The sequence below is a fragment of the Paenibacillus sp. OK060 genome (genome assembly GCF_900101205.1).
Taxonomy (GTDB): domain Bacteria; phylum Bacillota; class Bacilli; order Paenibacillales; family Paenibacillaceae; genus Paenibacillus; species Paenibacillus marchantiae.
In genome coordinates this window covers 161528-187601 of the sequence record NZ_FNFR01000009.1, presented here as the reverse complement: position 1 = coordinate 187601, position 26074 = coordinate 161528, and the positions used below count along the sequence as shown (strand labels likewise).

General features: G+C 46.2%; 25 protein-coding genes. 15 read left to right on the top strand and 10 right to left on the bottom strand.

What is annotated here, in order from left to right:
• The first annotated feature begins 46 nt into the window (after positions 1-46).
• The 5 genes from BLS14_RS27600 to BLS14_RS27580 all read left to right on the top strand — a co-directional run bounded on the left by BLS14_RS27600 (position 47) and on the right by BLS14_RS27580 (position 6362).
• Positions 47-880 (top strand): MurR/RpiR family transcriptional regulator, encoded by an 834-nt coding sequence (locus BLS14_RS27600; RefSeq protein ID WP_079697702.1) that lies wholly within the window; start codon positions 47-49, stop codon positions 878-880.
• Positions 881-1185: 305 nt separating this feature from the next.
• Complete coding sequence (locus BLS14_RS27595; protein WP_063567060.1) at positions 1186-2136, top strand: methyl-accepting chemotaxis protein; 951 nt, start codon at positions 1186-1188, stop codon at positions 2134-2136.
• Between the two features lie 157 nt (positions 2137-2293).
• Entirely contained in the window at positions 2294-4012 is a 1719-nt protein-coding gene (locus tag BLS14_RS27590; protein WP_063567061.1) for a spore germination protein, read from the top strand.
• Positions 4013-4065: 53 nt separating this feature from the next.
• Complete coding sequence (locus BLS14_RS27585; RefSeq protein WP_072735605.1) at positions 4066-5166, top strand: GerAB/ArcD/ProY family transporter; 1101 nt, start codon at positions 4066-4068, stop codon at positions 5164-5166.
• The gene (locus tag BLS14_RS27580; protein ID WP_063567062.1) at positions 5163-6362 is read left to right on the top strand and encodes a Ger(x)C family spore germination protein; all 1200 of its coding nucleotides are present in this window, start codon (positions 5163-5165) and stop codon (positions 6360-6362) included. The genes BLS14_RS27585 and BLS14_RS27580 overlap by 4 nt, the downstream gene beginning before the upstream one ends.
• Before the next feature lie 270 nt (positions 6363-6632).
• Here BLS14_RS27580 and BLS14_RS27575 read toward each other — a convergent pair whose 3' ends face one another.
• The 6 genes from BLS14_RS27575 to BLS14_RS27550 form a co-directional block, all read right to left on the bottom strand.
• Positions 6633-7490: a DUF4097 family beta strand repeat-containing protein gene (locus tag BLS14_RS27575; protein ID WP_090954846.1), complete on the bottom strand. Its 858-nt coding sequence runs from the start codon at positions 7488-7490 to the stop codon at positions 6633-6635.
• A gap of 35 nt (positions 7491-7525) precedes the next feature.
• A complete protein-coding gene (locus BLS14_RS27570) occupies positions 7526-9928 on the bottom strand; it encodes an ABC transporter permease (RefSeq protein ID WP_090954844.1) in 2403 nt (800 codons plus the stop codon).
• A 3-nt stretch (positions 9929-9931) separates the two neighbouring features.
• Positions 9932-10690: an ABC transporter ATP-binding protein gene (locus BLS14_RS27565; protein WP_176854794.1), complete on the bottom strand. Its 759-nt coding sequence runs from the start codon at positions 10688-10690 to the stop codon at positions 9932-9934.
• Between the two features lie 144 nt (positions 10691-10834).
• Positions 10835-12277 carry a sensor histidine kinase gene (locus tag BLS14_RS27560; RefSeq protein ID WP_063567068.1) on the bottom strand — a complete coding sequence of 481 codons (1443 nt, stop codon included), beginning with the start codon at positions 12275-12277 and terminating at the stop codon, positions 10835-10837.
• Positions 12278-12298: 21 nt separating this feature from the next.
• Complete coding sequence (locus BLS14_RS27555) at positions 12299-13003, bottom strand: response regulator transcription factor (protein WP_090954842.1); 705 nt, start codon at positions 13001-13003, stop codon at positions 12299-12301.
• A gap of 198 nt (positions 13004-13201) precedes the next feature.
• Positions 13202-14020 (bottom strand): helix-turn-helix domain-containing protein, encoded by an 819-nt coding sequence (locus tag BLS14_RS27550; RefSeq protein ID WP_090954840.1) that lies wholly within the window; start codon positions 14018-14020, stop codon positions 13202-13204.
• Positions 14021-14164: 144 nt separating this feature from the next.
• Here BLS14_RS27550 and BLS14_RS27545 point away from each other — a divergent pair, with 144 nt between their 5' ends.
• From BLS14_RS27545 to BLS14_RS32795, 3 genes are all read left to right on the top strand, one after another.
• A complete protein-coding gene (locus BLS14_RS27545; RefSeq protein ID WP_063567070.1) occupies positions 14165-14941 on the top strand; it encodes a sugar phosphate isomerase/epimerase family protein in 777 nt (258 codons plus the stop codon).
• A 27-nt stretch (positions 14942-14968) separates the two neighbouring features.
• Positions 14969-15988: a Gfo/Idh/MocA family protein gene (locus BLS14_RS27540; RefSeq protein WP_090954838.1), complete on the top strand. Its 1020-nt coding sequence runs from the start codon at positions 14969-14971 to the stop codon at positions 15986-15988.
• A 110-nt stretch (positions 15989-16098) separates the two neighbouring features.
• Positions 16099-16251 (top strand): hypothetical protein, encoded by a 153-nt coding sequence (locus BLS14_RS32795; RefSeq protein WP_176854792.1) that lies wholly within the window; start codon positions 16099-16101, stop codon positions 16249-16251.
• A gap of 69 nt (positions 16252-16320) precedes the next feature.
• Here BLS14_RS32795 and BLS14_RS27535 read toward each other — a convergent pair whose 3' ends face one another.
• Both BLS14_RS27535 and BLS14_RS27530 read right to left on the bottom strand, forming a co-directional pair.
• Positions 16321-17268: an aldo/keto reductase gene (locus tag BLS14_RS27535; protein ID WP_063567072.1), complete on the bottom strand. Its 948-nt coding sequence runs from the start codon at positions 17266-17268 to the stop codon at positions 16321-16323.
• 21 nt (positions 17269-17289) lie between these two features.
• Positions 17290-18294 carry a Gfo/Idh/MocA family protein gene (locus BLS14_RS27530; protein ID WP_090954836.1) on the bottom strand — a complete coding sequence of 335 codons (1005 nt, stop codon included), beginning with the start codon at positions 18292-18294 and terminating at the stop codon, positions 17290-17292.
• Between the two features lie 118 nt (positions 18295-18412).
• On the opposite strand from BLS14_RS27530, the gene BLS14_RS27525 reads away from it, so the two are divergent.
• From BLS14_RS27525 to BLS14_RS27515, 3 genes are all read left to right on the top strand, one after another.
• Positions 18413-19249: an AraC family transcriptional regulator gene (locus tag BLS14_RS27525; RefSeq protein ID WP_063567074.1), complete on the top strand. Its 837-nt coding sequence runs from the start codon at positions 18413-18415 to the stop codon at positions 19247-19249.
• A gap of 109 nt (positions 19250-19358) precedes the next feature.
• Positions 19359-19766, top strand: a complete 408-nt coding sequence (locus BLS14_RS27520) for an Rrf2 family transcriptional regulator (protein ID WP_063567075.1) — start codon at positions 19359-19361, stop codon at positions 19764-19766.
• A gap of 39 nt (positions 19767-19805) precedes the next feature.
• A complete protein-coding gene (locus tag BLS14_RS27515; protein ID WP_064640655.1) occupies positions 19806-20255 on the top strand; it encodes a nuclear transport factor 2 family protein in 450 nt (149 codons plus the stop codon).
• Positions 20256-20382: 127 nt separating this feature from the next.
• On the opposite strand, the gene BLS14_RS27510 is transcribed toward BLS14_RS27515, so the two are convergent.
• Positions 20383-21597: a sugar efflux transporter gene (locus BLS14_RS27510; RefSeq protein WP_090954834.1), complete on the bottom strand. Its 1215-nt coding sequence runs from the start codon at positions 21595-21597 to the stop codon at positions 20383-20385.
• A 205-nt stretch (positions 21598-21802) separates the two neighbouring features.
• Positions 21803-23179: an MFS transporter gene (locus BLS14_RS27505; RefSeq protein WP_090811321.1), complete on the bottom strand. Its 1377-nt coding sequence runs from the start codon at positions 23177-23179 to the stop codon at positions 21803-21805.
• 211 nt (positions 23180-23390) lie between these two features.
• On the opposite strand from BLS14_RS27505, the gene BLS14_RS27500 reads away from it, so the two are divergent.
• The 4 genes from BLS14_RS27500 (at position 23391) to BLS14_RS27485 (ending at position 26072) form a co-directional block, all read left to right on the top strand.
• Positions 23391-23714: an ArsR/SmtB family transcription factor gene (locus BLS14_RS27500; protein WP_063567079.1), complete on the top strand. Its 324-nt coding sequence runs from the start codon at positions 23391-23393 to the stop codon at positions 23712-23714.
• Between the two features lie 141 nt (positions 23715-23855).
• On the top strand, positions 23856-24044 hold the full coding sequence (locus BLS14_RS33330) for a hypothetical protein (RefSeq protein ID WP_072735590.1): 189 nt from the start codon (positions 23856-23858) through the stop codon (positions 24042-24044).
• A gap of 84 nt (positions 24045-24128) precedes the next feature.
• Positions 24129-25043: a helix-turn-helix transcriptional regulator gene (locus BLS14_RS27490; protein ID WP_063567080.1), complete on the top strand. Its 915-nt coding sequence runs from the start codon at positions 24129-24131 to the stop codon at positions 25041-25043.
• A gap of 30 nt (positions 25044-25073) precedes the next feature.
• Positions 25074-26072: a C39 family peptidase gene (locus BLS14_RS27485; RefSeq protein ID WP_256336706.1), complete on the top strand. Its 999-nt coding sequence runs from the start codon at positions 25074-25076 to the stop codon at positions 26070-26072.
• The last annotated feature ends 2 nt before the right edge of the window (positions 26073-26074 follow it).

Sequence of the window (26074 nt, the reverse complement as noted above, 5' to 3'; positions counted from 1 at the left end):
TCAACTGATATACTGAGTGCAGAGCGAGAAAAGGAGTGCATACGGAATGAATTTGTTTACTCATAAAGAACAGCTGTCGCCAGGTCATCTGAAAATTGCTGATTTTGTTGAACGCAATCCGGAAGAGATTCTGTTCATGACGGAACAGGAGATTGCGGACAGGTTGGGGGTCAGTATTGCGACCGTATCCCGTTTCTGGCGGGCGGTTGGATATGACAATGCCAAAGCATTCAAAATCCGGCTTCGTACATCCGAAGACACTACACCTGCCCTTAAATTAAATAAAACCATATCCCGCATGGATACGGACAGCCTTCCCGTTCAGTTACTGGAGGCCTCCGTCAGCCATTTGCAGGAGACGTTATCCCATATGAAGCAGGGGGATCTGGAGCACGCAGCAGCGATCCTTGCTGAAGCACGAAGAGTATATGTGTATGCTCCAGGGCCTTCCGCTGGTTTGGCGGAATTATTGTCCTTTCGGCTATCCCGATTCGGATTGACGGTCATCCACCTCGCCGGAGGTGGCCATGAATTATTGGAATCACTGATGCATATGCAACGGGAGGATGTTGTGCTGCTGATGTGTTTTACAAGACTCTTGCCTGAAGCAGAGGTCATTCTGGATTATGCCAGAGATACAGGCAGTAAAGCCGTACTTGTAACAGATCGGGAAGACCTCTTATATGGATTGGGGACGGAGTTATCTTTTTACGTTAGTAGAGGGGAGCTTGGCGAATTTCATTCCATGGTTACTCCACTACTGTTAATGGAACAACTGGTGCTGGCGGTGGGATTGATGCAGAAGGACCATGCGCTGTCTAAGCTGGAGCGGCTCGCTGACTTGCGCAGTCGGTACGCAGATAAATTGCCGCGAGACTGATGGATGAAACAGGTAGCGTAATATACAGAGACGACTACTGATAACATCAAAGCTATGGAAGGTTATACCATAATTAGGGGCGGTTAATCCGCTCCTTTTTGTGTTAGAATTTGCTCATGAAAAATAATGTTTAGACAGTTAGTTTATTGGGTATAAAAAGTCAAGCCGTAACCGAATTGTTAGAAATTGATTTGGGAGTGATCCAATTGACTGCAATTGGAGTATACAATAATAGAGTCGTCTCTATTCAGTTGAATACATAATTGCACTACAACAGGAACTGCCAGAATGAGAACGGTTTAATCATGGGAAGAAGTCAGGGAGTGGGGATCGCTTTGCCTATAGTAGATGTGGAAAAAAAAGATGTTGTTACCGATGCGCTGGTCATTAAGGCCATGGAGAAAAGTCTGGCTATCATTCGATTCGATATGGATCGACGGGTTACGTATGTAAATGAAGTTTTTGCCCAGACGATGGGCTATTCCGTAGCTGAGATGTATGGCATGCAGCATGAGCAATTTTGTTTCGACGAGTTCGTGAAAAGCCCTGACTATAACGCGTTTTGGAGTAGTATTTTTAACGGTACTAGCTTCCAGGACAAGGTTGAACGCAAGGATGCAAAGGGAAATCCCGTATGGCTTGAAGCGACATATATGCCCGTCTATGATGAATTGAATCAGAATATATTGGGTGTGTCCAAAATAGCTACAAACATCACGACCCGTCAGAATAATATTTCAGCTGTAGTTAATGAACTGAAGACGATGTCACATGATCTGAACGAACATGCTGATATCGGCATTGAGCGAAGCCGTGAGCTGATGTCCAGTATCACGTATATATCTGAAGTTTCCGCCCACAACCGAGCGACACTGAATCATTTGCAAGAACAGGCACGTTCTATCCAGGGAGTTGTTAAAACGATTCGCGAAATTGCGTCGCAGACCCAGCTTCTGGCCCTGAACGCTGCGATTGAAGCGGCACATGCAGGCGAATATGGGCGCGGGTTCGATGTTGTAGCCAAGGAAGTACGCAAACTATCGGCCATGGTCGAAAATTCCATTAATGAGATTCGGGATAGTGTGAATGGGATAACCAAAGAGATTACGAACATTTCTGGCGGAACACAGAAGGTTGAAGGCTACGTGGAGCGAAGTCAGCAGCAGATCGAGGTGGCGTTGAATGATTTTACAACCATTGCGGCGTCTGCACATCTACTTGATGAGAAGGCGCAACACGTAACCAAAATCGTATAGATAAGGTAAACTCCAATAACCCCTAGGGAAGCGGGTGCCAATAGAGGCATCTGCTTTTTGTTGTTCAAAAAAACGGGAATTATTGTGAGCAATCGGGGAAACAATACTCTGGAATACCTGCAAGTTCATAGCGCAGAGAAATGTTGGGGTGAGGGTGATGTGGTCAACGATTTGGTCGTACGTGCCGGAGTGGCCCATATGGTTACAGGCTTTTTTGTTATGTGTCATTCCGCTATCGATTCTGAAAATAACCCGTTGGATTCGTTCTTCCGTGGATCAGGGAAGCTTCGCAATTTCTACAGATCAAAACCAAGGCAATAACGACGAGCAATCTGTATCATCAGGATCTGATGAGAACCAGAGTTTAGAAACAGGGCGTTATGCCAATATCAAGCTTACCGGGAATTATGTTACCGATTTAATTAGTTCAAAGGAGACCTTTGCTCAGAATGCTGATGTACATATTCGAGAGTTTACAATACGAGGCACGAATACAAGGGCAGCGGTCATGTATATTGATGGTCTTGTGGACCAGCAATTGATTGATGAGCATCTGATTACACCTCTGATGATCAGGGGTGTACCGGAACTGCAACAGGAGAGCTTCCTTCATCCAGCCGATATACATCAGATTAAGAACTATCTAAGTAATCAACTTCTGCCTGTCAGCCAGATACAGGAGACCGAATCGTTACAGGAGCTGGCCTTGGGAGTACTTGGGGGTAAAAATGCACTCCTTGTGGATGGCATGCAAGGTGCACTGATGATTGGCACACCCAAAGGAATAAGCCGCAACATTGAAGAGCCCTTGTCCGAAGCATTGCTTCGCGGGCCAAGAATTGGATTTACGGAGCATCTCAGTGACAATACAGGTATACTGCGACGCTTCGGAAGCAATCAGAGTTTGTTTATTCAGAAATTTGAAGTGGGTACCCGGATCAAGAAGGATCTTGCTATCGCGTATATAGAGGATATTGCCGATCCTGAGCTTGTGGCAGAGGTCCAGAGGCGCATAGAAGGATTGGATATGGATGTCATGCTGGAATCCGGTTATGTGGAGCAGCTAATTGAAGACGATGAGCTGAGTCCGTTTCAACAGATCCAAAACACGGAAAGGCCAGACCGCGTAATCAGCGGAATGTTAGAGGGACGTGTTGCCATACTGCTTGATGGTACACCGTTTGCCTTAATTGTGCCCGCAACCTTCAGCATGCTGCTGCAATCTCCTGAGGATTATTATGAGCGCTGGATACCAGGCACATTTCTGCGCATGCTTCGTTTTCTTGCAGCCATGATTGCGCTATTTGCTCCTGCCTTGTACATCTCCTTTATTTCATTTCATCCTGGTCTGATTCCCACGAAGTTGGCATTGACCATTATTGAGACGCGAAATGGTGTACCGTTTCCTTCCATTATTGAAGCTCTCATTATGGAGACAGCCATTGAAATATTGCGTGAGGCTGGTATACGTCTGCCCAAACCGATCGGTCCGGCGATGGGCATCGTCGGTGGTCTCATTATTGGGGATGCGGCCGTACAGGCCGGTATTGTCAGTCCATTTCTCGTCATCGTAGTTGCGGTAACGGCGATCTCCTCATTTTCCATCCCTACCTATAGTGCTGGAATTACACTGCGAATTTTACGTTTTACAGGCATGTTCAGTGCAGCGGCGCTTGGATTATTCGGGGTGATTATGTTCTTCCTGCTTATTTGCAGCCATCTCGTGCGCCTGAAAAGCTTTGGGGTTCCCTATGTCAGCCCAGTGGTTCCGTATAGCTTGAGCGAATGGAAGGACTTGCTGATCCGTGCACCATTAAAAATGATGAGGCGGCGTCCGCGCATGATGAACCCTACCGATCCGGATCGCAAGAAATAGATGAATAGCAAGATTAACATAAACATTTTAAACCAGAGCAAAGAGGTGATAACGTGAATCGTCCCACGGATAAGCTGACGACAACCCAGACCGGAGTCATGATTATCAATTACATGCTGGGCGCTGGGATTTTGACACTTCCGCGTACTACGGTTGAGGCGGTAGACACACCGGATGTCTGGATCTCCATCATCATATCCGGGCTAATCGCCACGTTTATCGGCATTATGCTCGTCATCCTGTGCCGACGATTTCCTGGCAAAACGGGTTTTCAGTTTGTTCAGGAAATAACAGGTTCATGGATTGCTTTTATACTGGGAGCGGTTGCGATTATCTATTTTCTGGTCATTTCGGCATTTGAAATTCGGGTCATGGCAGAAGTAACCGGACTTTATCTGCTGGAAGGAACACCGGTCTGGGCTATTGTTATGGTCTTCATGTGGGTGGGCATCTATTTGAACTCAGGCGGTCTTGGTGCAGTAGCACGTTTATTCGAGATTATTTTGCCCATCACACTTATCATTTTTGTCATTGCGATTTTGCTTAGCAGCAAACTGTTTGAAATTAATAACCTGAGACCCGTATTGGGAGAAGGGATTATGCCGGTATTCAAGGGACTTAAGTCAACTTTGCTTGCGTATACGGGCTATGAAGTGATGTTTGTCATCATGGCTTATATGCAGCACCCGCAAAAAGGGATCAAAGCGGTAATGTGGGGTACGCTCGTTCCGACAGGCATCTACTTAATTACGGTAGTTATGGTAATCGGAAGTCTTTCCATTGAAGGCATGAAAACTCGAACGTGGCCTACCCTGGATCTGATGAGAAGCTTTGAGCTACAGGGATTGATCTTTGAGCGTTTTGAATCGCTGCTGCTCGTGATCTGGATCATGCAAATCTTCTCGACCTTTTCGATCACACACTATGCAGCTACCGTTGGCTGTGCCCAGTTGTTCAAAAGCAAGAAAATTTTACCCGCCATGTTTATCCTGCTGCCTGTAATTTATATCATCGCCTTAATTCCCAAGGATGTGAACGAAACATTTCAACTGGGGGATGCGGTGGGTAATTTATCCATTTACCTATTTGGAATTCTGCCTACAGTCCTGCTGTTGATTAGCATCCTCCGCAAAAAAGGAGGGAAGTACGCATGAGTCGCAAAGTCAGATTAGCGCTATTGCTGCCTGGATTAATGCTGCTGTTGTTTACCTCTGGATGCTGGAGCAGCAAAGAGATTGAGGATCTTAGTGTGTACGTGGGACTGGGTATTGATGTTGCCAAAGAGACAGAATTTGAGAAGAGTGTGAATGAACAGGGTGGACACTATCCGAAAAGGAATAATATCACAGCTACGGTTCAGATTGTTCCTAAGGGATCATCCAAGGAAGAGAGCCAGCAAGGATCACCTGGAGCAGGGAAGTCCTATTTTAACGAACAATTAACAGGCGATTCAGTTATACAGATATTTCGTCAGTTTTCTCTGAGAAGAGATCGGCCGCTGATTGGACATCATCTGAAAGTCATCGTGGTATCCTCCGAGGTGGCCCGGAAATTCAGACTGGATCAACTGCTTGATTTTGTGTTGCGTGATAATGATATTCGGCCAAGCTGTCTGGTTGTTGTCAGTGATCGCAGGGCACTGGATGCATTGACGTCCAACGATCCCAGTGAGATTCCTTCATTCTACCTTACCGGACTTGTGGACAATGTGTATCGTACCAATAAAATTCTGCCACCAGTCTCACTCGCCAAATTGGATGCAACCATGCAATCGGGGTCGAGCTATTTGCTGCAAAATGTCATCTCCTATGAGGGGGAACATAAGTTTTCGGGAGCGGCCATTTTTAGCGGGAAAACGAACCGATGGATCGGAAGTCTGAATCAGACGGACATGGAGGGACTATCCTGGGTACAAGGAAAAGCGAAAGGTGGAGTCGTTAAGACGTATACACACAAAGACGGCAGCACTATAACCTACGAGATTAAACACATAAAATCGAAAATTATTCCCACAGTTAAGGGCGACGATATTTCATTTCATGTTCAAATTGAATCAGACGGCTGGTTTATGGAAAATTGGACAGCTCCGGAAGCGCATGGTTCTGAGCATTATCTGGATGGTCTGGAGAAGGACTTCGGTCATATGGCTGAACAACAGGTAGATCAATTGCTTCACAAAATGCAGGATGTCTACAAGGTGGATGCAGCAGGGTTTGGCGATAAGCTGCGAATCAAATATCCACGGGTATGGAAGAAAATTAAAAATAACTGGGACGAAACGTTTAGTGAAATTCCAATCACGTATGATATTAAAGTTAAAATCACAAATCAGGGATCATCGACGGAATAAGGGGACGTTCTTTTTGTTTTTCTGATCGCTGCAATTAGTTTGAATTGTGCCTACGGAAGTGGTGACGGAAGCGGTAGGTATCTGATCCGTGGGGACCCAAAGCTAATTTTTGAGAAGTGACTTATACAACATGTACAGAGAAGAGCCCTCTCTGTCCGATAACGGATTGTAGAGGACTCTTTTTGCGTGCTTTTTCGATAGACACAAGCCTAGAATCTCTTTACTTAATTGAGGATAAGCGGATTGCCACCAGCTAATGAGCTTAACCAATTATTTGTTCTCCACTGAAATGGAACCCAAGGAAGTCTGTATGGAGAGCAAAGGGCCGCCGCCATTAATGTCTGTTTTTCCCTTTGCCGCACCCGAGACTTTGCCCAAATCTGTCGCTGTTTTCAACGTGTATGCAAGGTTGGCTGGGAGAATGGCTGTGACCGTGCCTACTTCTGTTGAAGCTTTGAGCTGGCTTCCTTCGGCAAGGTTGTTCAGATCGAGACGAATAGTGCCTGCATCGGATGTAATCGATGATTTTCCGTCCACTTCAACTTCGGCAAGTTCAATCGATCCCGTATTGTTGGATACATCATAACTGCCTTTCAGACCGGTGAGTGAAATAGTGCCTACCTCGGTGGATATCTCATACTCCGCGACTTGGGCAGGAACTTCCACAACATAGTTAACAGTAAAATGGGAGTTGCCCAGATTTTTGTTGGCCCAGGACCATATATCCGTTCCATCCTGTCCTTTGGCTTGAAGCTGGACGGACGTCCTCTTCCCTTTGGTTATCAAGGAGACTTCCGCATTCTGGCCGAGTTCTTCCAGCGTAGATTCACCAGAACGATTGTTTAATGCCTGAAGGGTTGTGCGGACATGAAGCCCGCTGTCTTCACTGCGACGTATCTCAATATTTCCAACGGAATTTTCAATAATCAGTGTATTGGAAACCTCCTGCAGGCTTGCTTCAGCAAGCTCCTTGTCTATGGCGTTGCTGCTAATCAACTTCATCCATCCGGACTCTGCACCTTGTGAAGTGCTGCCTTCGGATGGTGATGTGATGGGGTTATTCGTGCATGCAGCCAATAGACTGACTGAACTCAGGGCAACCAGAAGCTTTTTGTATACTCTTCGCATGTTCTTGTCTCCTTCATCCTTCATATGTTCATGTATTATTCAACGACCAGGATACGTGGGGATGCATCTCGGATCACTCTCGAGGATACCCAGGAGCCAAGAGCTGCGGCAAGAATACTTAGACAAGCAAAGATTATAATGCCTCCCCAGTTCAAAATGAGAGGAATCTGTACAATCCCGTATCCCGATAGGACTTTTTCAAGCAGACGCGACAGCACATACACACCGACAACGACTCCAAGTACTGCGCCGATGGCGGATAGAGCTGCAACGCCCATGGCAACGGACAATCGAATTCTTCTAGAAGTCATGCCTATGGACTTGTAAATACCGTAGGTTTTGCTTTCTTTACGAATACTGATTCGGCAGGTACTAAAAATGATGATAAACGTAACGAGAATAAACAACAGACCGATGAGAGCCATGGGGTAAACGAAAATGCTTGCAGCTTCAGCATATACGGAATCAAGCAGGGTTTTCTGCGTGACGATGGAAGCAGAGTCTTTGAATTGTTCGTTTAACTGCTGCGCAATGGTCTCTGCCTGCGATGGATCATTGACATTGATAAAGGCTACATTGACATCCTCATAATTGGGGTTCACACTTCGCACAGCATCAACGGTAATACGCCCAGATACAGACAGGTTGGAGATAGCCTGGTAGACGCCTGTGATCATGAACGTACGCTGTTCACCCTCGATATAAAGGTCGATCAGGTCGCCCAAATCCTTGTTCAACATGCGTGCAACACCTACACCAATCGAAATTTCATTTTCACGTTCAGGATTGGTACCTCTCAATGTTTCGAACCCAAGCTCTTTGTAATTCCCATCAAGTACACTCAGGTAGAGACTGGTGGATTGGCCGGCCATTTTCGCTGATGACTCGGGACTGACGACCCCTGTGATGTTCCCTTGCCAGCCCACATTTTTGATGCGAGGGTCCTCTTCCAGCACCTGCTTTAACTCATCCTTGGGGAAGGTAGATTTGTTCACAACGACGGCGGCGATGTTAGCATTGTCGTAGCCCCACTTGGCAGCTGTCTGATAAATTCCGGTAATGCTGGTCAGTACAACATATCCAAGGACAAGCACAGAGGCAGCCATCGTGGTTAACAGCAGCATCAGAACAGAGCTCTTGGTATTCTTGATCAGATTTCGTATGCCAATGACGGCGGCTACTGGCAGCCGGGCAAATCCAACCCGGTTGGCTAGAGGCGAATTCATGCGTCGGGCCAAGCGGGTATTTTCTGTTTCCGACATACCGTAGCGGATGGCTTGAACAGGCTCGATGCTGCGCGCCTTTTTGGCGTATAACACAACGAATAATATTACCAGCGCAAACAGCAGTATGCCGACTAACATGGCTGCTCCGATGCCTTCCATCGGTACATCTCCATTGCCAGTTCGCAGAGAAGACACAGAAATGTTGATAATGAATTTGGATACAAACACGCTCAGCGCCAGTCCTGGAATAACGGCAATGATGGACAGCAGAGCATATTGAATAACATAGGTACCGATTGTTCTCCCGGAGGTCAATCCCAGTGATTTCAGAATCCCTATTGTTTTGTAGTTGGCCAGAATGGCATCCGAAATGGTAAATCCAATGGTGATGAGAGCGATAACCATCATGACAGCACCCAGGAAAATCATAATGAATCCAATAATCTGATTGATGATCAGATAAAAGGATGAGATACTTTCAAATTCCATTTTGGTTTCCAGAAATGGGGCACCCGTCTCGCTTGTATAACGATCCCAGTAGCTGGAGTTCGTACTGTAATCATCAAAATGGATGCCCATCATGTGAATATCTTTTCCTGCAAGCGTACTAAAATCATTTTGGTAATCCGTACTGTTCATCCAAATTCTTGCCGTATTGGTGAACGGTGCTCCATAAGGAACATCCACAACAATAGCTGAGACTGCGAGGTCAAGTGTGGTAGATCCAGTTTTGAATTGAATGGTATCACCGACAGCGATGTTATAGCCATTCGCCATGGAAGTTGGGATCCATACGCTTCCTTGTTCAGGAGCCGAATGCTGTGTACCACTTGCAAATACAAGTTCATCTACACTCCACGGAGGAGGCGGGGTATTCATCATGTACAGATAAAGGTTAGGGATGTCAGTGCCGCCAAAAGTGATGCCCGACAAGGTGCGGTAAGTAAGCAAAGGTGAGACTTGAACACCGTTCTGGGCAGCCCACCAGTCATGCACAGTTTGGGGATCATTCAGTCCTTTGTCGAACGTCAAGATCTGATGGGACCCGTTGGTCCGACTATGCATTTCCTTGAACTGGTTACCCGTATTGGCCAGAATGATGACAGATGTGGACACCAGTAGTGTAGACAGCAAGATAAGCAAGGTGATAAACAGATTCTGTGTCTTATTTTTGCTCAGGTAGGAAAGGCTCAGTTTCAACATAGCAGCCATAAATTACTCCTTTCCCGACACAAACGCGAAGACCATCGATTCCCGATTCTGGATCTGGTGTTCGTCATATTTGTCAAACTCGAGAATACCTCCAACCTTGCCATCCCGGATAAAGATCAGACGATCCGCCCGGCAGGCTGCCTTGATATCATGCGTAACCATCACAACAGACTGTCCCTTACGGTTGATATCGGTCAGGATATCCAGCACGGCTTTCCCGTGCTCATAGTTGAGGCTTCCCGTGGGTTCATCTGCAAAGATGATGTCCGGTGAATTGATCAGCGCACGTGCAATAGCTGCTCGTTGCTGCTGGCCACCCGAGGTTTGGGAGGGGAGACGGCTATTCTGGCCGTTGATATCCATTGCCTTCATGAGGTGGGTGGCACGTTCCTTGACCTCACTTTTTTTGCTTCCGGCAATGTAACCTGGCAAGGCGATGTTGTCCTGGATGGAAAGATCGGGCACCAGATTGATACTTTGGTAGATGTAGCCGATTCTACGGGTACGGAATTCGGATATTTCCCGCTCACTATAGGCGTCAATACGCTGATCCTGAAAATAAACCTCGCCGGCTGTTACTTGGTCTAGTCCGCTTAACAGATAGAGCAGCGTTGATTTGCCTGAGCCGGAATTACCCATGATGACCGTGAAGTCCCCTTCATAAATATCAAGATCGACGTTGCGAATGGCATGGTATTGTTCGCTTCCAGTATTATATGTCTTGCATAAGTTTTGAGCGCGGATAATGGATGTTTTGGTCAAGCAGATCACTCCCCATGACAGTATACGATTCATTCTAATAGGGGAATGTTGAGAAAGACTTATCAAATTATGAATAAAGTATTACAGCCCTATTGGTAAATGGATTGAGATGAAGAAAAGAAGGTTGGAAATGAACTTCTATGCTCAGCAGATTGGAAGAGTAAACTGAAACAGAGTGCCCTGTCCCTCTTTGCTGGAAAAGGAAATATGTCCTCCATGGGCTTCGATTATACTTTTGCAGATGGACAAGCCGAGACCGGTTCCCTCATGAATATTCCTTGCGGAAGGTGAGGAATTCCCCCTAAAATATCGTTCAAACACAAAAGGCATATCCTGAGCTCGAATTCCCTGCCCTGAATCGGCGATACTAATCCTCAATTTACCTAAATCAAGTTCCGCGTTAATCCGAATAGAATCTCCCGGGACGGTATGTTTGAGCGCATTGGAAACCAGATTGGACAGGACCTGTTCAATTCGTATGGGGTCCATTCGGATAAGAACATTGGGAATATGCTCCGGCTCCTCATAAATCAGACCGTTCATTCGTACGATATGTCCAATAGGGTTCAACATCGTTTCAAATGCGGATCGACTGTAAACCTCACGCGGCTCCACAGAAATCTGCCCCAGCTCCTGCAATGCATGAACAAGCAGGTCCTCGACAAGACGAGCTGTTTTGTCCGTATTGGTCTGCATGACTTTCATATACTCCATCAGAGTTTCTTTATCGGAGCATATTCCTTCCAGAATAGCTTCTATGTAGGCTTTTACTGTTGTAATAGGTGTTTTGATATCATGAGAAATATTGGTAATGAGTTCTTTTTGCGCAGTTTCCTGCCGGATACGAAGTTCGCTTAAATGCATAATTTCTGTACGCATCAGATCAAACATGGCGTATAGTTCGCTCATCTCATCCATGCGGTTATACTGTACCGGTTCATTATATTGTCCTTTGAGAATGGATTCGGCATGTTTCTTCAACTGATGAATGGGGGAGAGCAGCTGTGTCTTTAATTTTCTCTTCATCAACACTAGATAAATGCCAAGAACCATAGAGGTGATCAAAAGCGTACCCAAAATAAAGAAAGGGAATGTCACCGTTTCTTTCACCATAACCATTGCCTTAGGAATCGTGAAGAGGGCATTGCCAATCTGGCTTCCTTCGGGACCAGCCATAAGAGGGAAAGCGATGTTAAGCGAATCGTTTCCGTTCGTGGCCTGTGCGGCATGATTCAGATCATAATGCAGGGCTGATCGCAGATTGACTTGTTTTCCTTCGGAGGTGGGAGAAGAGGACAGCAATATAGTCCCATCCAATCCAACATAAGAAAGCTCTACCCCGTTTTCCTTGACGATAGAAAGAAGATTTTCTCGTACTCTTGTTTCCTGCAGGAGATGAATATTCTGTTCCAGGTTAAGCAGGATGGGGTTAACCCGGAGACGAACTTGCTGGATGGACACAGTAGACTCAGTCGAATTTCGGTTTTCTAGCAGATTAAGAAATAAAACCAGACTACATCCGATCAGAATAAACAGGAGGAAGAACGATGCTTTGAGCCATCGTGCCGACCAGGTGTTCAGTGACATGTTGTCTCCTCCAATCTTTGCCTATTCATGATTGAATTTGTATCCCACGCCCCAGACGGTCTTTAGAACAGCAGGATGGGAGGGGTCTGCCTCAATTTTTTCTCTTAGTCTGCGAATATACACGGTTACCGTATTTTCATCTCCGTATGCAGCATATCCCCAGATCGCATCCAGCAATTGAGACTTGGAGAAGACCTGATTTTTATTGCTCGCCAGATAATGCAGGAGCTCAAATTCCTTGGCGGAAAGAGAAACCTCGTTACCGTCTAAAGTGACCTTATAGGCTTTCTTATCAATCTCCAGGTTAGCCAAACGTAGTAGATTTGTTCCGTCTCGTTCGGTCGCTAAAGATAAACTGTCATATCGTCTAAAGTGTGCATTAATTCGTGCGAGTAATTCGCTCAGGGAGAAGGGTTTGGTCATATAGTCATCCGCCCCGAATCCCAGGCCGAGCACCTTGTCGGTATCACTGCCTCGTGCACTCAATATGAGAATGGGAATGTTGTTTCTCCGCCGAATTTCCCGGCATACATCGATCCCGTCCATATCCGGAAGCATGATGTCCAGAATAATATAATCCGGCTGGAGCATGTCCATCATTTTCAACCCGTCTTGTCCATTGCTGGCCACTGCGGCTTCATACTGATTTTTGGTCAAATAATCTCGCAAAATGCGCGAAATATCATGTTCGTCTTCGATAATTAAGATTTTACGTTTGGTTTCCATTGAAATCTCTCCAAATAGTAGAGTGGTAGAGTATAAGACTAACCTATGTATGAATCTGTAAGAATACTATATTTTAACTATACAGTTTTGTTTTCGTGAAGTCATGGGAACTACAAGAGGTTTTTTTGAAAGAAAGCAGCCGATTGAAATCAGCTGCTTTCATTATAAAGAAGGAAGAGGATCGAGCCACAACTACACTTATAAATGCTCCAGATCAATGGATTGATGGGCCTGGGATTTGAGATATTCAGCCGGGGACATTCCAAAGTGGGATCGGAATACCCGGTGAAAATAGGAATAGCTTGCAAAGCCGCATGTTTCGGCAATATGCTCTAGGGTCATATCGCTGTACTTCATACGCTCCAAGGCAGCGTTCAGCCGAATCTCAATCGCATACTGGATCATCGTTTGGCCGTAGTGCTCCTTGAACAATCGCACCGCACGAGACAGGCTTAGTCCTGCGTAGCGGGCGGCTTCTTCGAGTTTGAAGGTCACAGTGGCATGTTCTTCAATGAATCGTTTCAGCTTCAGTGTCGAAGAAACAGAACGATCCGTCTGGATATTCTCCTTGATGGCCCGATCGATATACAGACACAAACCACGCAGCAGTACGTCATTCAGTTCTATATTTTCCTCCAGCGGTCCACGGCGTTTCTCCAGGAGCATACTGCGCCAGAGACTGACCAATTTATCATCCAGCCCGATGTGGCTCACCGTGGATCGATGATGACGCTTCCACCAGCTATCAATCCAATCCCCTTCACAGAACAAATAATAGTCTCCGCTGGACAATCGGCCCTCCTTGTGAGGTTCTTCAACCACGAGATAGTAATCGTCTCCGGGTTTGAGTAGCAGTAAATCCCCGCCATTCATCTTAAATTCTTCATCCTGCACATATACCTTGCAAGAGCCTTCGGTTTGCAGACGGAACAGATAAGTCTGCAACTCGCCCTTCATATTATGGTTAAACGCCTTATAGTGATATGAATAGTCACAGATCAGTACTGAGGTTTCCAAAAGATGTAATCCTCCAAATTTAAAAATTTGATCAGATAGTTCATGTTCTGACGATATTGTATATGTTCATTCTAGCCTGTTTTGCGTTAGGATGATACCAGATAGAGCAATGAAAGCAAATTTGAGAGCAGAGGTGCATCTATTATGAAAAAACTTAATATTGGTTTGCAATTGTTTACACTCCGTGATGAAACTGCAGCAGATTTCCGTGGAACTTTGCGCAAGGTAGCAGAGCTTGGTTATGAAGGTGTCGAATTCGCCGGATATGGTGACATTCCTGCCGAAGAAATGAAAGCGCTATTGGATGAGCTTGGACTGAAAGGTTTCAGCAGCCACGTTTCATTACATGCTATGCGTGAAGATCTGCAACAACAAATCGACTACCTCAAAACTATTGGGGCTCAATATATGATCTGCCCTTACCTGATGCCTGAAGATCGTCCAGAGAATGCAGAAGGCTGGACCAAACTGTTCAACGAATTGCAACAATATGGTGCAGAAGCGACTAAACAAGGTCTGATCTTCGGTTATCATAACCATGATTTTGAATTCCACGGTCAGGTTGGCGACGAAAATGCCTTTGATGCAATGTTTGTTCAAACGACACCTGAAGCGGTTCAAGTGGAAATGGACGTATGTTGGGTGCAATTTGCTGGACAAAATCCGATTGAGTATATCAACAAATATGCAGGTCGTCTGCCGTTGCTTCACTTGAAAGACTTCAGTAAAGACGAACAGGGCCAAATGAAGACATTGGAACTGGGACAAGGTTCCGTTAATCTGCCAGCTGTTATTGAAGCGGCTACAAGTGCAGGTGTAGAATGGCTGATCGTGGAACAGGACGTTTGCCAGAATCCACCGCTTGAAAGCGTAGCCAACAGCCATAACTGGCTGAAACAGAATTACTTGAACCAATTCTAATTTATTTGTCAAAGGAGACATTTGTACATGAGTAAAATTAAAGTTGCTGTATTCGGCTGTGGAGCCATTGCCGAGCGCAGACATATTCCAGAGTACGCTGCCAATGAGAACGTAGAACTTGTCGCTTTTGCCGATCCGATCGTGGAGCGTGCGGAGAAGATGGCCGAAACTTACGGCGGTAAAGCTTACTCTAGCTACGAAGAATTGCTTGCAAGCGAAGAAGTGGATGCGGTCAGCGTTTGTACGCCGAACTACCTGCATGCTTCGATGGCCATTGCTGCTGCGAATGCCGGTAAACATGTACTGGTGGAAAAACCGATGGCGGTTACTACCGAAGAAGGCGAGCAAATGATTGAAGCTGCCAAGAAAAACGGTGTGTATCTGATGGTTGGACACAACCAACGTTTGATGCCTCCACACGTAAAAGCCAAAGAAATTCTGGACTCCGGCAAACTCGGTAAAGTCCTGAATTTCCGTACTTCCTTTGGTCATCCAGGTCCGGAAGGCTGGAGCGTAGACGGTGCAGAAAGCTGGTTCTTCCGCAAAGAAGAAGCGATTATGGGAGCCATGGGTGACCTGGGCGTGCACAAATCGGACTTTATTCGCTATTTGCTGGATGATGAAGTATCCGAGGTTGCTGGTTTCATCAGCACACTGCACAAGGAAAACACCAAAGTGGACGATAACGCAACATGCCTGCTTCGCATGAAGAGCGGTGCAATCGGTACGCTGGTAGCGAGCTGGACACAATACAGAGCAGGAGATAACAGTACGGTTCTGTGGTGTGAAAATGGTGTGATGAAGATCGGAACGGTAGATGGTGACGAGGTTATCGTTGAGATGACTAACGGTACGGTTGAAACATACAAAGTAGGCGCAATGTCTACCAACGAGAAACAAGTACCAAGCGGCGTTATTGACGCTTTTGTCGAGTCGATTGTAACGCAAACACCTCCAAGCATTTCCGGTGAAGAAGGTCTGCGTTCCCTGCAAGTGATTCTGGCAGCATTTGAATCCGAGAAGACTGGTCAAATCGTGAAGCTGTAATCGTAACGATATCATCGTCATTACTTTAAAAATTTGACTATCTCATATTAAAAAGGGGCTTACCTCCAGAGAAATATTTCTGGCGGGTAGTCTCTTTTTATTACTTTTTCATGACAGCCAGATGGGTAGAATCCGTAATAGAGGACAAGTCTGGACCCGAAGTTTGGCGATATGCTGATCCTAGCGAAAAGCGATTATTGATCCTGCCTGCGGCATGGCTACAATGGTTGAAAATGGTTAGCTGGCATTCCAAAAAGGACTGACCACTCCGCTACATCGCGGAAGAGTCAGTCCTTTCATCATCAAGATTGAATTAAAAGTGTATGCCAGTTTTACACGCTTGGTTTCACATTACTGCCCAAATCCAGCCAATCGAGTTCTTCACGAGTTAGTGTGATACGAGAACCTTCGTCACAGGAGAGCAATTCTGCCTGATTCTGGGCACCTATCAACGCACAGGTTGGAAACGGCTGATTCAATACATAAGCGAGAGCAATCTGGATGGGGGAAGTCTTTTTCGACTCGGCCAATTGTTCAGCACGGTGCAAACGTTCCCAGTTACCGTCACTGTAAAACACACGAACCAGATCTTCATTGTCCCGAACTTCAGGTGTGAATCGTCCGGTAAAGAAGCCACGAGCCTGGGATGACCAGGACAGCAAAGGAAGCTTGGTGCGTTCATGCCATGCCAGTGTTTCATCGTCTGCTGATACACAGCCGGCCCAGAACGGTTCATTCGCTTTGGCGAGACTGAGATTCGGACTGCTGAATGTAAAACCTTTCAGACCGTTAGCAGCTGCGTATGCATTAGCTTCTTCTAGCCGCTGCCAGGTCCAGTTGGAGGCGCCGATCGCGCCGATTTTGCCGGATTCAATATGTTCGTTCAATGCTTCGAGAATCACTCCAACGGGTGTGTTGGGATCGTCCCGATGCAGGGCATATAGCTCCACATGTTCCGTTTGCAGCCGTTCCAGACTGGTTAGAAGGTCACTGCGGATAGCATCAGCGTTAACGCGTGGGCCATTCTGGTCATGATGTGCACCTTTGGTCAAAATAACGATCTCGTTACGGTTACCCCGTTCCTGCATATAACGTCCGAGCACTTCTTCACTCTGCCCGCCACAATAAATATGCGCGGAGTCAACGGTATTACCGCCAATCGCCAAGAATGCATCCATGTTCGTAGCTGCTTTCTCATAGGAATCATGGTAAAAATAATCGGTTCCTTTAATCAGTCGGGAGATAGGTTTACCTGCACCAGCAATTTCAATGTATTCCATAATTCAGTTCATCCTCTCTACTTATAGTGTAATGCGTGTACGTTCTTCCGCTGAACGAAGACAAGCTTCGAGTACTTTCATATTGGCTATAGCATCGGATGGATCGAAGCGCAGAGCTTTACCTTGAAGCACAGCTCGTGCCATATCGTCGCCCTGGAGGGAGTAGTGATTGATCTGTGGGACTTCAATCTCCTTACGCTCACCGTCAACAGTTACGAAGAAGTTGGAGCTGCGATCCCTATTGCTGATAAAGGCAGAAGGAACCTCAATGATGCCATCTGTTCCAAGTACCTCCAGTGTGTTGCGGAAGGCTGCCCACATGCTGCTGTCAAAGGTGACGCCAATATGATTGTCGAACTCAAGCAAGCCGGAAGCCATCATATCCACATGATCATGTTCAGGGGAGAACATGCCAATGACGGTTGCCGCCGAAGGCTCTTGACCAAGTATCAAGCGTGCTGCACTGATGGAATAACAGCCGATATCATACAGCGCACCACCGCCCCAATCACGCCGAAAGCGAACATTACCTGTAGAACCTGAACTGTTGAACGAAAATGTACTATGAATGCCGCGGATTTCACCAATTTCTCCGCTGGCGATAATATCCTTAATCTGATCATAACGTGGATGGTGTCGGTACATGAGGGCTTCAGCTAGATGCACACCAGCGTCTTCGCAGGCTTGCACCATTTCCTGAGCTTCCTGCTCCGTCAGTGCCAGTGGCTTCTCACACAAAATATGTTTACCAGCTTCTGCGGCACGGAGTGTCCACTCCCGGTGCAGATGGTTCGGAAGCGGGATGTAGACCGCATCAATGGAATCGTCAGCAAGCAAAGCTTCATAGCTGCCATAAGCTTGAGGAATGCCGAGTTTGTCAGCAGTTTGTTTTGCTTTTTCTTCATCTCGACTAGCAATGGCAGTCACTTCATTCAACTCGGATTGCTGCAAACCTGGAATAACGGATCCTACGGCAATGCTAGCGCTACCAAGAATTCCCCAGCGCAGTTTTCGATCTGAATTCATTTGTTGTTTCCTCCTATGAATGAATGTATATTGTGATTATAAGTAATAGATGAATGAATTAAAATGATAATATATTGAAATGAGTTAACACAATATTGTTTAGAAAAGAGAATGGGCCATGATGAGACAGACTGTATTGTTAACCCTACAGGATATTCCGTATTTTTGTTATCCAGAATCCGTTGGACTTTATGTCGACCACCCTGAGCACACCGTATTACGAGAGGCTGGCGCACTTAACAACTTCAATATTCACTACGTTGCTGCGGGCAAGGGCTACGTGGAAGTGGAGGGGGTAGTGCATGAGCTTCGTGCGGGTCAGGCTGTACTATATTTCCCACAGCAGCGGCAGCATTACTACAGCAGCGAAGATGATCCATGGGATGTGCGGTGGGTTCATTTTTACGGTGAACGGCTGCATGATTATATGATTGAGCGGGGGTTGCATCGCAATCTGTTGTGGACGCTGCGGCAGCAGGCTCCATGGGAAGAAGCACATATGGCCCTACTAAATGAAGCCGAGCAGAACCGGATGCTGCGTCCTGCCCAACTATCGACCCTGACCTACGCTGTGCTGGCCGAATTCGTGCAGCATGCTGTTCCACTGAAAAGCACACGCACAAGCAAGGCTGAGAGCCGTATCCTTGGACTGCTTCCACAGATGCAGCAGGAGGCATGCCAACCGTTTTTGTTACAAGATTGGGCGGATATGGCGGGTGTGAGTTCGTATTACTTTTGCAAAATGTTCAAGAGTGCCGTGGAAATGACCCCGATGGAATTTATAACCCGTTCGCGGTTGCAGATGGCGAAGCAGTGGCTGCTGGAACGGCCAACGGCCAACATTGGACAGATCGCAGAGGAGGCGGGGTATCCCAATGCCAGTTATTTTAACCGCCAGTTCTTAGCCCATGAGGGAATGACTCCAACGGATTATCGCGGGCTTTACCACAGTTAAATGTAATGATGTCCGTTTGTTTGATTTTGCGGTAATTCTAGACGTTTGACAGAGCGTTCAATCAAGTCTATTATAGATAAATTAAATCCGTATACAATGAGGTGCCCTCATGAAATATTCGAAAGCTACAAACTATGCCCTGCACACCATGCTTTTTCTGGTTGCGACCGAACCGGAACAACTGGTCAGTGTACATCAATTAGCTGAGATGCAGAAAGTATCTCCAACCTACTTATCTAAAATATTGACCAAGCTGGTTAAAGCCGGCATGATCGAATCGACTTCTGGTGCCAATGGTGGTTATCGGCTTAGCCGGAAGAATCCGGATCCTTCATTTTTGGAGATTATCCATGCCATTGAAGGACAGGCTTCCCTGTTCGAATGCTCGCAGGACCATAACGAAGGCTGCCTGATTCAGCAGGTGATGGTTCGTGCGGAAGAAGAGATGGAGAGCTATTTGAACAATAAAAAAATGTCTGAGCTGGCTGCCCAGATGAAAGCTGCACATTCCGTATAATATATTTGCTTACATCTTAGATTTCTGGAGGGACAACACATGAGCCAAACAACCATCACAGGACTGGAACAACTGCTTGCACTGGAAAACATTCGGAACACCAAAGCTCGCTATTGCCGTTATATTGATACGAAGCAGTGGGATACATTAGGTGAAGTGTTCGCTCCGGATGCCGTAGCTGATTTCAGTACAGAAGGCAATCCCATCCCGGTATTAACAGGTCGCGACACCATTGTTCAAGTATTCCGAGATTTGGTGCATGTTGCCGTAACTGTGCATCATGTACATAGCGCGGAAGTTGAATTTGTATCCGAGAATGAAGCCAAAGTCATCTCTCCAATGGAAGATTGGGTGACGTTTCCTGAAGGCAATGACAATAAATCCTTTCACGGCTTTGGACACTACCATGAAACGTTTGTCAAAATTGATGGTCAATGGCTCATCCAGCATACTAGCCTGAAGCGACTTCGTCTGGATCTGTTTGAATAATGTTTGTATTCATATAAGAATATTTAAACGATAATAACGAAAGCCCCAAGAGCGCTATAGCTGCGTCCTTGGGGCTTTGTTTTGTTCAAGCTTTTACGTTCACTCAGGCTTGCATCCAAGGATCTGCTTAGAGTGAAAGGGTCTGACGTTTCTCTTTTGATAATTGTTGTGTGACAACAAGCATGCCTAATGAAATCAGAACGAGCAGTAGACATACCCAATAGGAATTTCGATATCCCCACGCTCCGGCTGTCCATCCCCCGACCAGACTACCAAATAATCTTCCCAACGTGGAGGCATTGGAATAGAGTGTTGACGCATAGCCGGGCATGGACGGAAGCAGATCCTGCATGTAACTGATACCGATAGCAGAGATGACGGCGACAAAGAATGCGAGCAATAGTTGTCCTGCCAGCAAGTGCCACAGTTCCGTGGAGAACAAAACAATGACATAATAAGCGGCACCCATCAAGGAGCCCCATAACATGAGTGAGCGGTTGGGATATTTAGAGGCGAGCAGACCCAAGCCTAACATAATCGGAATCTCGAGCCCCGCGCAAAGACTGGAGATCCAGCCAACTTCCCGGGTTCCCCCGCCCAGATGGTGAATAATGAACAGTGATGCATTCAGATTATTCATCCAATGTGCCATATACAGGAGTGTAGTAATGAGAAAAGGCATATAGATTCTTGCATCCTGATGCAATTTCATTTGTATTCCGCCTGTAGATGCACGGAGGGTAGAAGGCTCGGGAGCCTTTTTTAAGAGAAAGAAAAATAATAACGCATTGATCAAAAAAATAAAACACGTTGAACTAAAAATACCGGTGTATCCAATATACGCAATCAGTAAAGTTCCGAGTAAAGGTCCTGTAATGAATCCCAGTGAAAACGCGGAGCGCAGGGTTGAATTGGCCACAGCATGATCGACGTCCGTTGCGGTATTGACCGCTTCTCTTGCAGCTGCGAACAATTGTGGCATGGCGGGAGATCCGAGCGCAGTCAGCACCGTCATATAGATAAATAATAATGTGAAGTCGTGAATCCACAGATATCCGCCAAAAGCCAGAGCATTGCAAATCATGGCAGTCACCAGAATTATTTTACGAGCTCCGGGTTGATCTGATCGTCTGGCGATCCAGGAACTGAACAGCACACCCGCCATAAGTGTTACTGCAGTGAATAATCCGAATGTTGCGATGGATACTTCAAGGCGGGTTGTAAAGTAGACCGCAAGAAAGGGCGCACTAATTGAAATAGCCATACCTTGCAACAACATACAAACGAGAAACAGCCGGTATGTAGGGATACGAAATAGTGAATCAAACTGTTGAAGCTTCATGTGCGAAAGACATCCCCTTGATTTTATCATTTTCAAAATATCTATACGATCTGTTTATAATATAAGAATAACAGAGATAAAGTAATACGTATTGATACCTTATAGTCTAATAACAAACAAAAAAGCCAGAGATCAGACTCTATCGGTCCAATCCTGGCTTTCTTATATGAAGAATCTATTATAAGTAAGAACCTATATAACCTGCTTAGTGTGAAGCGATGGTTTTCTTCCGTGACTGCATTCTCAGATACACCTGGGAGAAAACAATGGATGCCAGAGCAACCACAGTCATGCCCCAGAAAATATTAGTATAAGCCGATGATAGTGGCAATTGCTGCATGGCTGTCAATGCCACGCCAGTTACGGCAACACTAAATGCTCCACTGAAGAACTGGCTGAGCTGGAACAGTCCCATGCCTGCACCTACTTGATCCATCGTCAGATTGCCCGACAATTCATTGGATACACTTGTTGTCAGTGCAGAGAAGCCTACGCTAAGCAGAATGTATACGGCCATAATGGCATAGATGCTGTCGTCTGCAAATAGAGCAAACAATCCGGCAGCAGCGAGCAGCAACCATGGTGCGAACTTGAGCAGTTGTGTATTGCCGTGTCGGTCAATCATGCGGCCAATTCGATTGGATAACAGCATGGACACGATTGCACCCGGGAAGATGACAAGCCCAGACTGGGCCGGAGTCAGGCCATACAGATGTGCCAGAATTTGCGGTAGCAGGAACAGCGTTGAAAAGTTGTTAATATACGAGACAATCCCCAGTGAGCTGAGCATCATATATTTTTTGTTTTTGAACAGAGCCGGTTGCACAAAGGGATCAGCCGCACGGCGAATTCGTAGCCAGAACAGGACCAGTGCAGCCGCACCAATAACGAGGGTTACCCATTCACGTGAAGTCAGGAATAGCAGGACACCGGTTGTTCCAATCGCCAGTAACAGCGCGCCGAGCAAGTCGAATGAACCCTTTTGCGGCATCTCACTTGGAAGCAGTCTGAAAAATACAGGTATCAGAAACAAGGTTAGTCCAGTAACGATAAACAGATCATGCCATCCGAGGAACTGTGTAATACTGCCGCCGATCACAGGTCCAAGTCCAAGACCCAGTGAGCTGGCCGACATGACAACAGCCATGGATTTCCCCCGGCGGTCACTTGGAATGTAACGAGTAATAAGAACGATAGCTAGCCCTGGTACAGAAGCAGCACCCGCAGCCTGAATCAGACGTGCAATGAGCAGAAGGATAAAATGGTTACTGAAGAAACCAAGAACGGATGCCGCACCAAGCAGTGTAAGACCGGTCGTAAACAGGGTGCGAATCGGAATAAAATCCGATAGACGTGAGAACGTGATCGAGGAAATAGCAAAAACGATGGAATAACCGGTGACAATCCAGGAAGAAGAGACAGATGAGAGCATAAATTCAGCTGCAATTTTGGGTAGGGCCAGATTGAACATCATCGTATTCATAACGACAAGCACAACCGTGAAGCCAAGTAGACTTACGATTAACCCTTCCTGTATTCCTGCTGTCCGTTCCCCAGATGATGCAGTTGCGGTGTTGTTCATAAAAACCTCCTAGATTGATGTGTATTTCGCAACATTTCAGAAACGGTGTGTAACATTTGCAAAATGTGGTATAGAGTGAATCCCATGCCTGACAGCAGGGATACATAAACGAAATATGTTTGTAAGTTCGATTGGTATCGAACATTAGAAATATATCATGGAACTATGCTAAAATACAATGGATAGTCTGAAAAAAAAGGAGACTACAACGATGAAAATTTTGCACCATCCTCAAGTGCAGGATATCGAACTTTCTTCCGTATTGTACGCATTAAGTGATCCGATCCGTCTTGGGATAGTAACCGAAGCAGCCAGAAATGGTGAGCAGCCATGCAGTCATTTTCGTGTACCTGTTGTAAAATCTACGATGTCACACCATGTTCGGACCCTGCGGGAAGCCGGAGTCATTCGGGTAAGAGTACAAGGTACACAGCATTTCCTGACGCTAAGATCCGAGGATCTGGAAGTGCGTTTTCCTGGTCTGTTGCAGCCTTTATTACAAGCGGCAGCTCAGTCTGAAATACATGATTCCTAAAAAATGTCCTTTCTTCAAGTTGAAGAGGGGACATTTTTTTATGTTGGGTATATTCCATACTGCTGCGACATTCTATGTCGTACCATGCCCTCTATAATAACGGTGAACACACAAACCATATCGAAAAGAGGTTCACAAACGTTGGCAAAAACAAAAAGAGGACGCGTCCTGTGGAATCTACCATCCCGAGGAAGAGGAACATGCCCGGTGTGCAGCAGCACCCGGATTAAATTGTTGTATTCGCAAACGAAAACTGATGGTACAAGTTTGAAAGTATGCAAGAAATGCTCCAAAGCTGTGCAGTCCAGAGTGGACAAGGTAACCGTATAATATAACAGGCCTGTTCTTCGGAACGGGCCATGTCTTTTGGTATAATACAATTACGAAATACGGAATAAGCCAGGGGGCGAGTAAATGAGCAATATGCATCGTATTCACTGGTTTGACGAGCAGATTCGGAGTGGACGTTTTCCGAACAGCAGCTGGCTTGCACGTGAATTTGAAATATCCCGGCGCCAGGCCCAGCGTGATATCGAATATATGGCGATTTCTCTGCGTGCCCCTCTGGTGTATATAGCAAAATATCGGGGGTATTGTTACGAGGATCAGACCTACCGGTTGCCCCATTTATATATGACGGAAGAAGAACAGCGGGTGCTTAAGTATCTGGCGCATCGTTATCGGCATTACAGTTATGATCAGTCGGATGCGGTAAAGCGTGTGGCGCATTTGCTGGAGCGTTTTACGCTCGAGGAACAGCAAACAGGAAGTAGTCAGCTTCCTGTGTTTAAAGCAGATCCGCAGCAGCTTCAGTTCTTTGAGATTTTGTCCCATGCGATTGCCGAATCCCGCAAAGTACATATCCATTACAGAGATCATGCCGGAGAACGGCAATTTACCTGGTGTCCATTGAAGATGCTGTCCCAGTTCAACGCCGATTACGTGGTTGGTTATGAAATGGACCCTTTACAGCAAACGGCCATCCGGCTGGAGGGTATGATTTATGTACAGATGACGAACGAGACGTTTCAGTGCCAGACAGACGGGTTGCTGGGTGCATGGGAAGAGGCGCTGCCTGTCCGTAAACCGTTTGTCGCTGAGATAAGACTGAGAGAAGTGCAGCAAACAGAGTTGTGGCAAGGATATCGGATTCGGGAGAAGCAAGATCAGGTTCACTGGATTGAATTTTATGATACGGATGCTTTCCTACAGCATTTGTTCATTAGCGAGTGGGAGGAACTGTTGTCTCCAACGTGGCTTAGACGAAAGTTTCAGCAAAGTGCTGAAAGCATAATCGATAGGCTTGCCATGATCTCAAAGCAAACCTGAGTTAGTACAACCATAGAGAGGAGATTTTTTTTGACTGAAGTTGTGTTAGAAAACCTGATGATGAAGCGGGAGTCCAAATCGTATGTGGATAGCCTACACGCCATATTGACCCATGCGGGTCTGTTTCAGGGTTCCAAGTATGTGCTAGCTGGATATACGGGTATGGCATTCAAACTATCGGTGCATCGCAGACTACTGCCCATGTCGGTTACAGCCTATGGTCAATGGGGAGAATCCCATCGCCCTGGAATCGATAACTTGGGGATATTCACGATCTGGGATGGGGGACGGACACGTCATCCCACATTCGGGTATTACCAGCGGGATGCGGTGAGTTGGGTAAAACGCAGTTTGGATGGAGGCATCGGGGTGATTTACTGGATTCCGGAATTTGGTGTCATTCATGGGTATGATGACGGTGACCGCATCTTTTATGTGCAAGATGGCTGGAGTAAGGAACCACAGATTTTGCTGTATGACAATTTCGGATTGAACTTCACCGGGTTCTGGTATTGTCAGGTCTTTGGTGACCAGGTACATATGCCCGAACAAGAGATGCTGTTGGAATCATTGAGATTGGCGATTGAGGATTGGGATATTCCTTATCGACTGCTGCCTGATCGAAATATCGCTTCGGGCAGACTGGCGTATGATGTGTGGGTGCAAGCCCTACGGAGTGGAGATTACGATCATTCGGGTGCTACGTATATTTTGGAATCCTATTGCCAGTCCCGAACTGAAATTCAGATGTATTTGCAGGATGTGCGGGGCATATGGACCGAACTGGACCAAGCCTATGCATGTTATGAACAGCTTGGAGCATTGATTATACAGATGAAGGGATGCATGATTCAGGAACATAACAGATGGATCATGCAAGCAGACGCCACAGAGAAGCTGGCACAGGCTTTATTGGAAGCAAAAGCACTGGAAGAGCAGGCTGTTGATTATTTTCGTGTGATATCCCTAAAGTATCCTGACCGCAAACGGTCCACCGTGCCACGTTGGGGAGCGCACTCGGCGAGATAGAG

What these genes read in the sequence shown, in the direction of transcription:
- BLS14_RS27600 (WP_079697702.1), top strand. Translation starts at nt 47, where the DNA reads ATGAATTTGTTTACTCATAAAGAACAGCTGTCGCCAGGTCATCTGAAA.
- BLS14_RS27595 (WP_063567060.1), top strand. Translation starts at nt 1,186, where the DNA reads ATGGGAAGAAGTCAGGGAGTGGGGATCGCTTTGCCTATAGTAGATGTG.
- BLS14_RS27590 (WP_063567061.1), top strand. Translation starts at nt 2,294, where the DNA reads ATGTGGTCAACGATTTGGTCGTACGTGCCGGAGTGGCCCATATGGTTA.
- BLS14_RS27580 (WP_063567062.1), top strand. Translation starts at nt 5,163, where the DNA reads ATGAGTCGCAAAGTCAGATTAGCGCTATTGCTGCCTGGATTAATGCTG.
- BLS14_RS27575 (WP_090954846.1), bottom strand. Translation starts at nt 7,490, where the DNA reads ATGCGAAGAGTATACAAAAAGCTTCTGGTTGCCCTGAGTTCAGTCAGT.
- BLS14_RS27570 (WP_090954844.1), bottom strand. Translation starts at nt 9,928, where the DNA reads ATGGCTGCTATGTTGAAACTGAGCCTTTCCTACCTGAGCAAAAATAAG.
- BLS14_RS27560 (WP_063567068.1), bottom strand. Translation starts at nt 12,277, where the DNA reads ATGTCACTGAACACCTGGTCGGCACGATGGCTCAAAGCATCGTTCTTC.
- BLS14_RS27555 (WP_090954842.1), bottom strand. Translation starts at nt 13,003, where the DNA reads ATGGAAACCAAACGTAAAATCTTAATTATCGAAGACGAACATGATATT.
- BLS14_RS27545 (WP_063567070.1), top strand. Translation starts at nt 14,165, where the DNA reads ATGAAAAAACTTAATATTGGTTTGCAATTGTTTACACTCCGTGATGAA.
- BLS14_RS27540 (WP_090954838.1), top strand. Translation starts at nt 14,969, where the DNA reads ATGAGTAAAATTAAAGTTGCTGTATTCGGCTGTGGAGCCATTGCCGAG.
- BLS14_RS32795 (WP_176854792.1), top strand. Translation starts at nt 16,099, where the DNA reads ATGACAGCCAGATGGGTAGAATCCGTAATAGAGGACAAGTCTGGACCC.
- BLS14_RS27535 (WP_063567072.1), bottom strand. Translation starts at nt 17,268, where the DNA reads ATGGAATACATTGAAATTGCTGGTGCAGGTAAACCTATCTCCCGACTG.
- BLS14_RS27530 (WP_090954836.1), bottom strand. Translation starts at nt 18,294, where the DNA reads ATGAATTCAGATCGAAAACTGCGCTGGGGAATTCTTGGTAGCGCTAGC.
- BLS14_RS27525 (WP_063567074.1), top strand. Translation starts at nt 18,413, where the DNA reads ATGATGAGACAGACTGTATTGTTAACCCTACAGGATATTCCGTATTTT.
- BLS14_RS27520 (WP_063567075.1), top strand. Translation starts at nt 19,359, where the DNA reads ATGAAATATTCGAAAGCTACAAACTATGCCCTGCACACCATGCTTTTT.
- BLS14_RS27515 (WP_064640655.1), top strand. Translation starts at nt 19,806, where the DNA reads ATGAGCCAAACAACCATCACAGGACTGGAACAACTGCTTGCACTGGAA.
- BLS14_RS27510 (WP_090954834.1), bottom strand. Translation starts at nt 21,597, where the DNA reads ATGAAGCTTCAACAGTTTGATTCACTATTTCGTATCCCTACATACCGG.
- BLS14_RS27505 (WP_090811321.1), bottom strand. Translation starts at nt 23,179, where the DNA reads ATGAACAACACCGCAACTGCATCATCTGGGGAACGGACAGCAGGAATA.
- BLS14_RS27500 (WP_063567079.1), top strand. Translation starts at nt 23,391, where the DNA reads ATGAAAATTTTGCACCATCCTCAAGTGCAGGATATCGAACTTTCTTCC.
- BLS14_RS27490 (WP_063567080.1), top strand. Translation starts at nt 24,129, where the DNA reads ATGAGCAATATGCATCGTATTCACTGGTTTGACGAGCAGATTCGGAGT.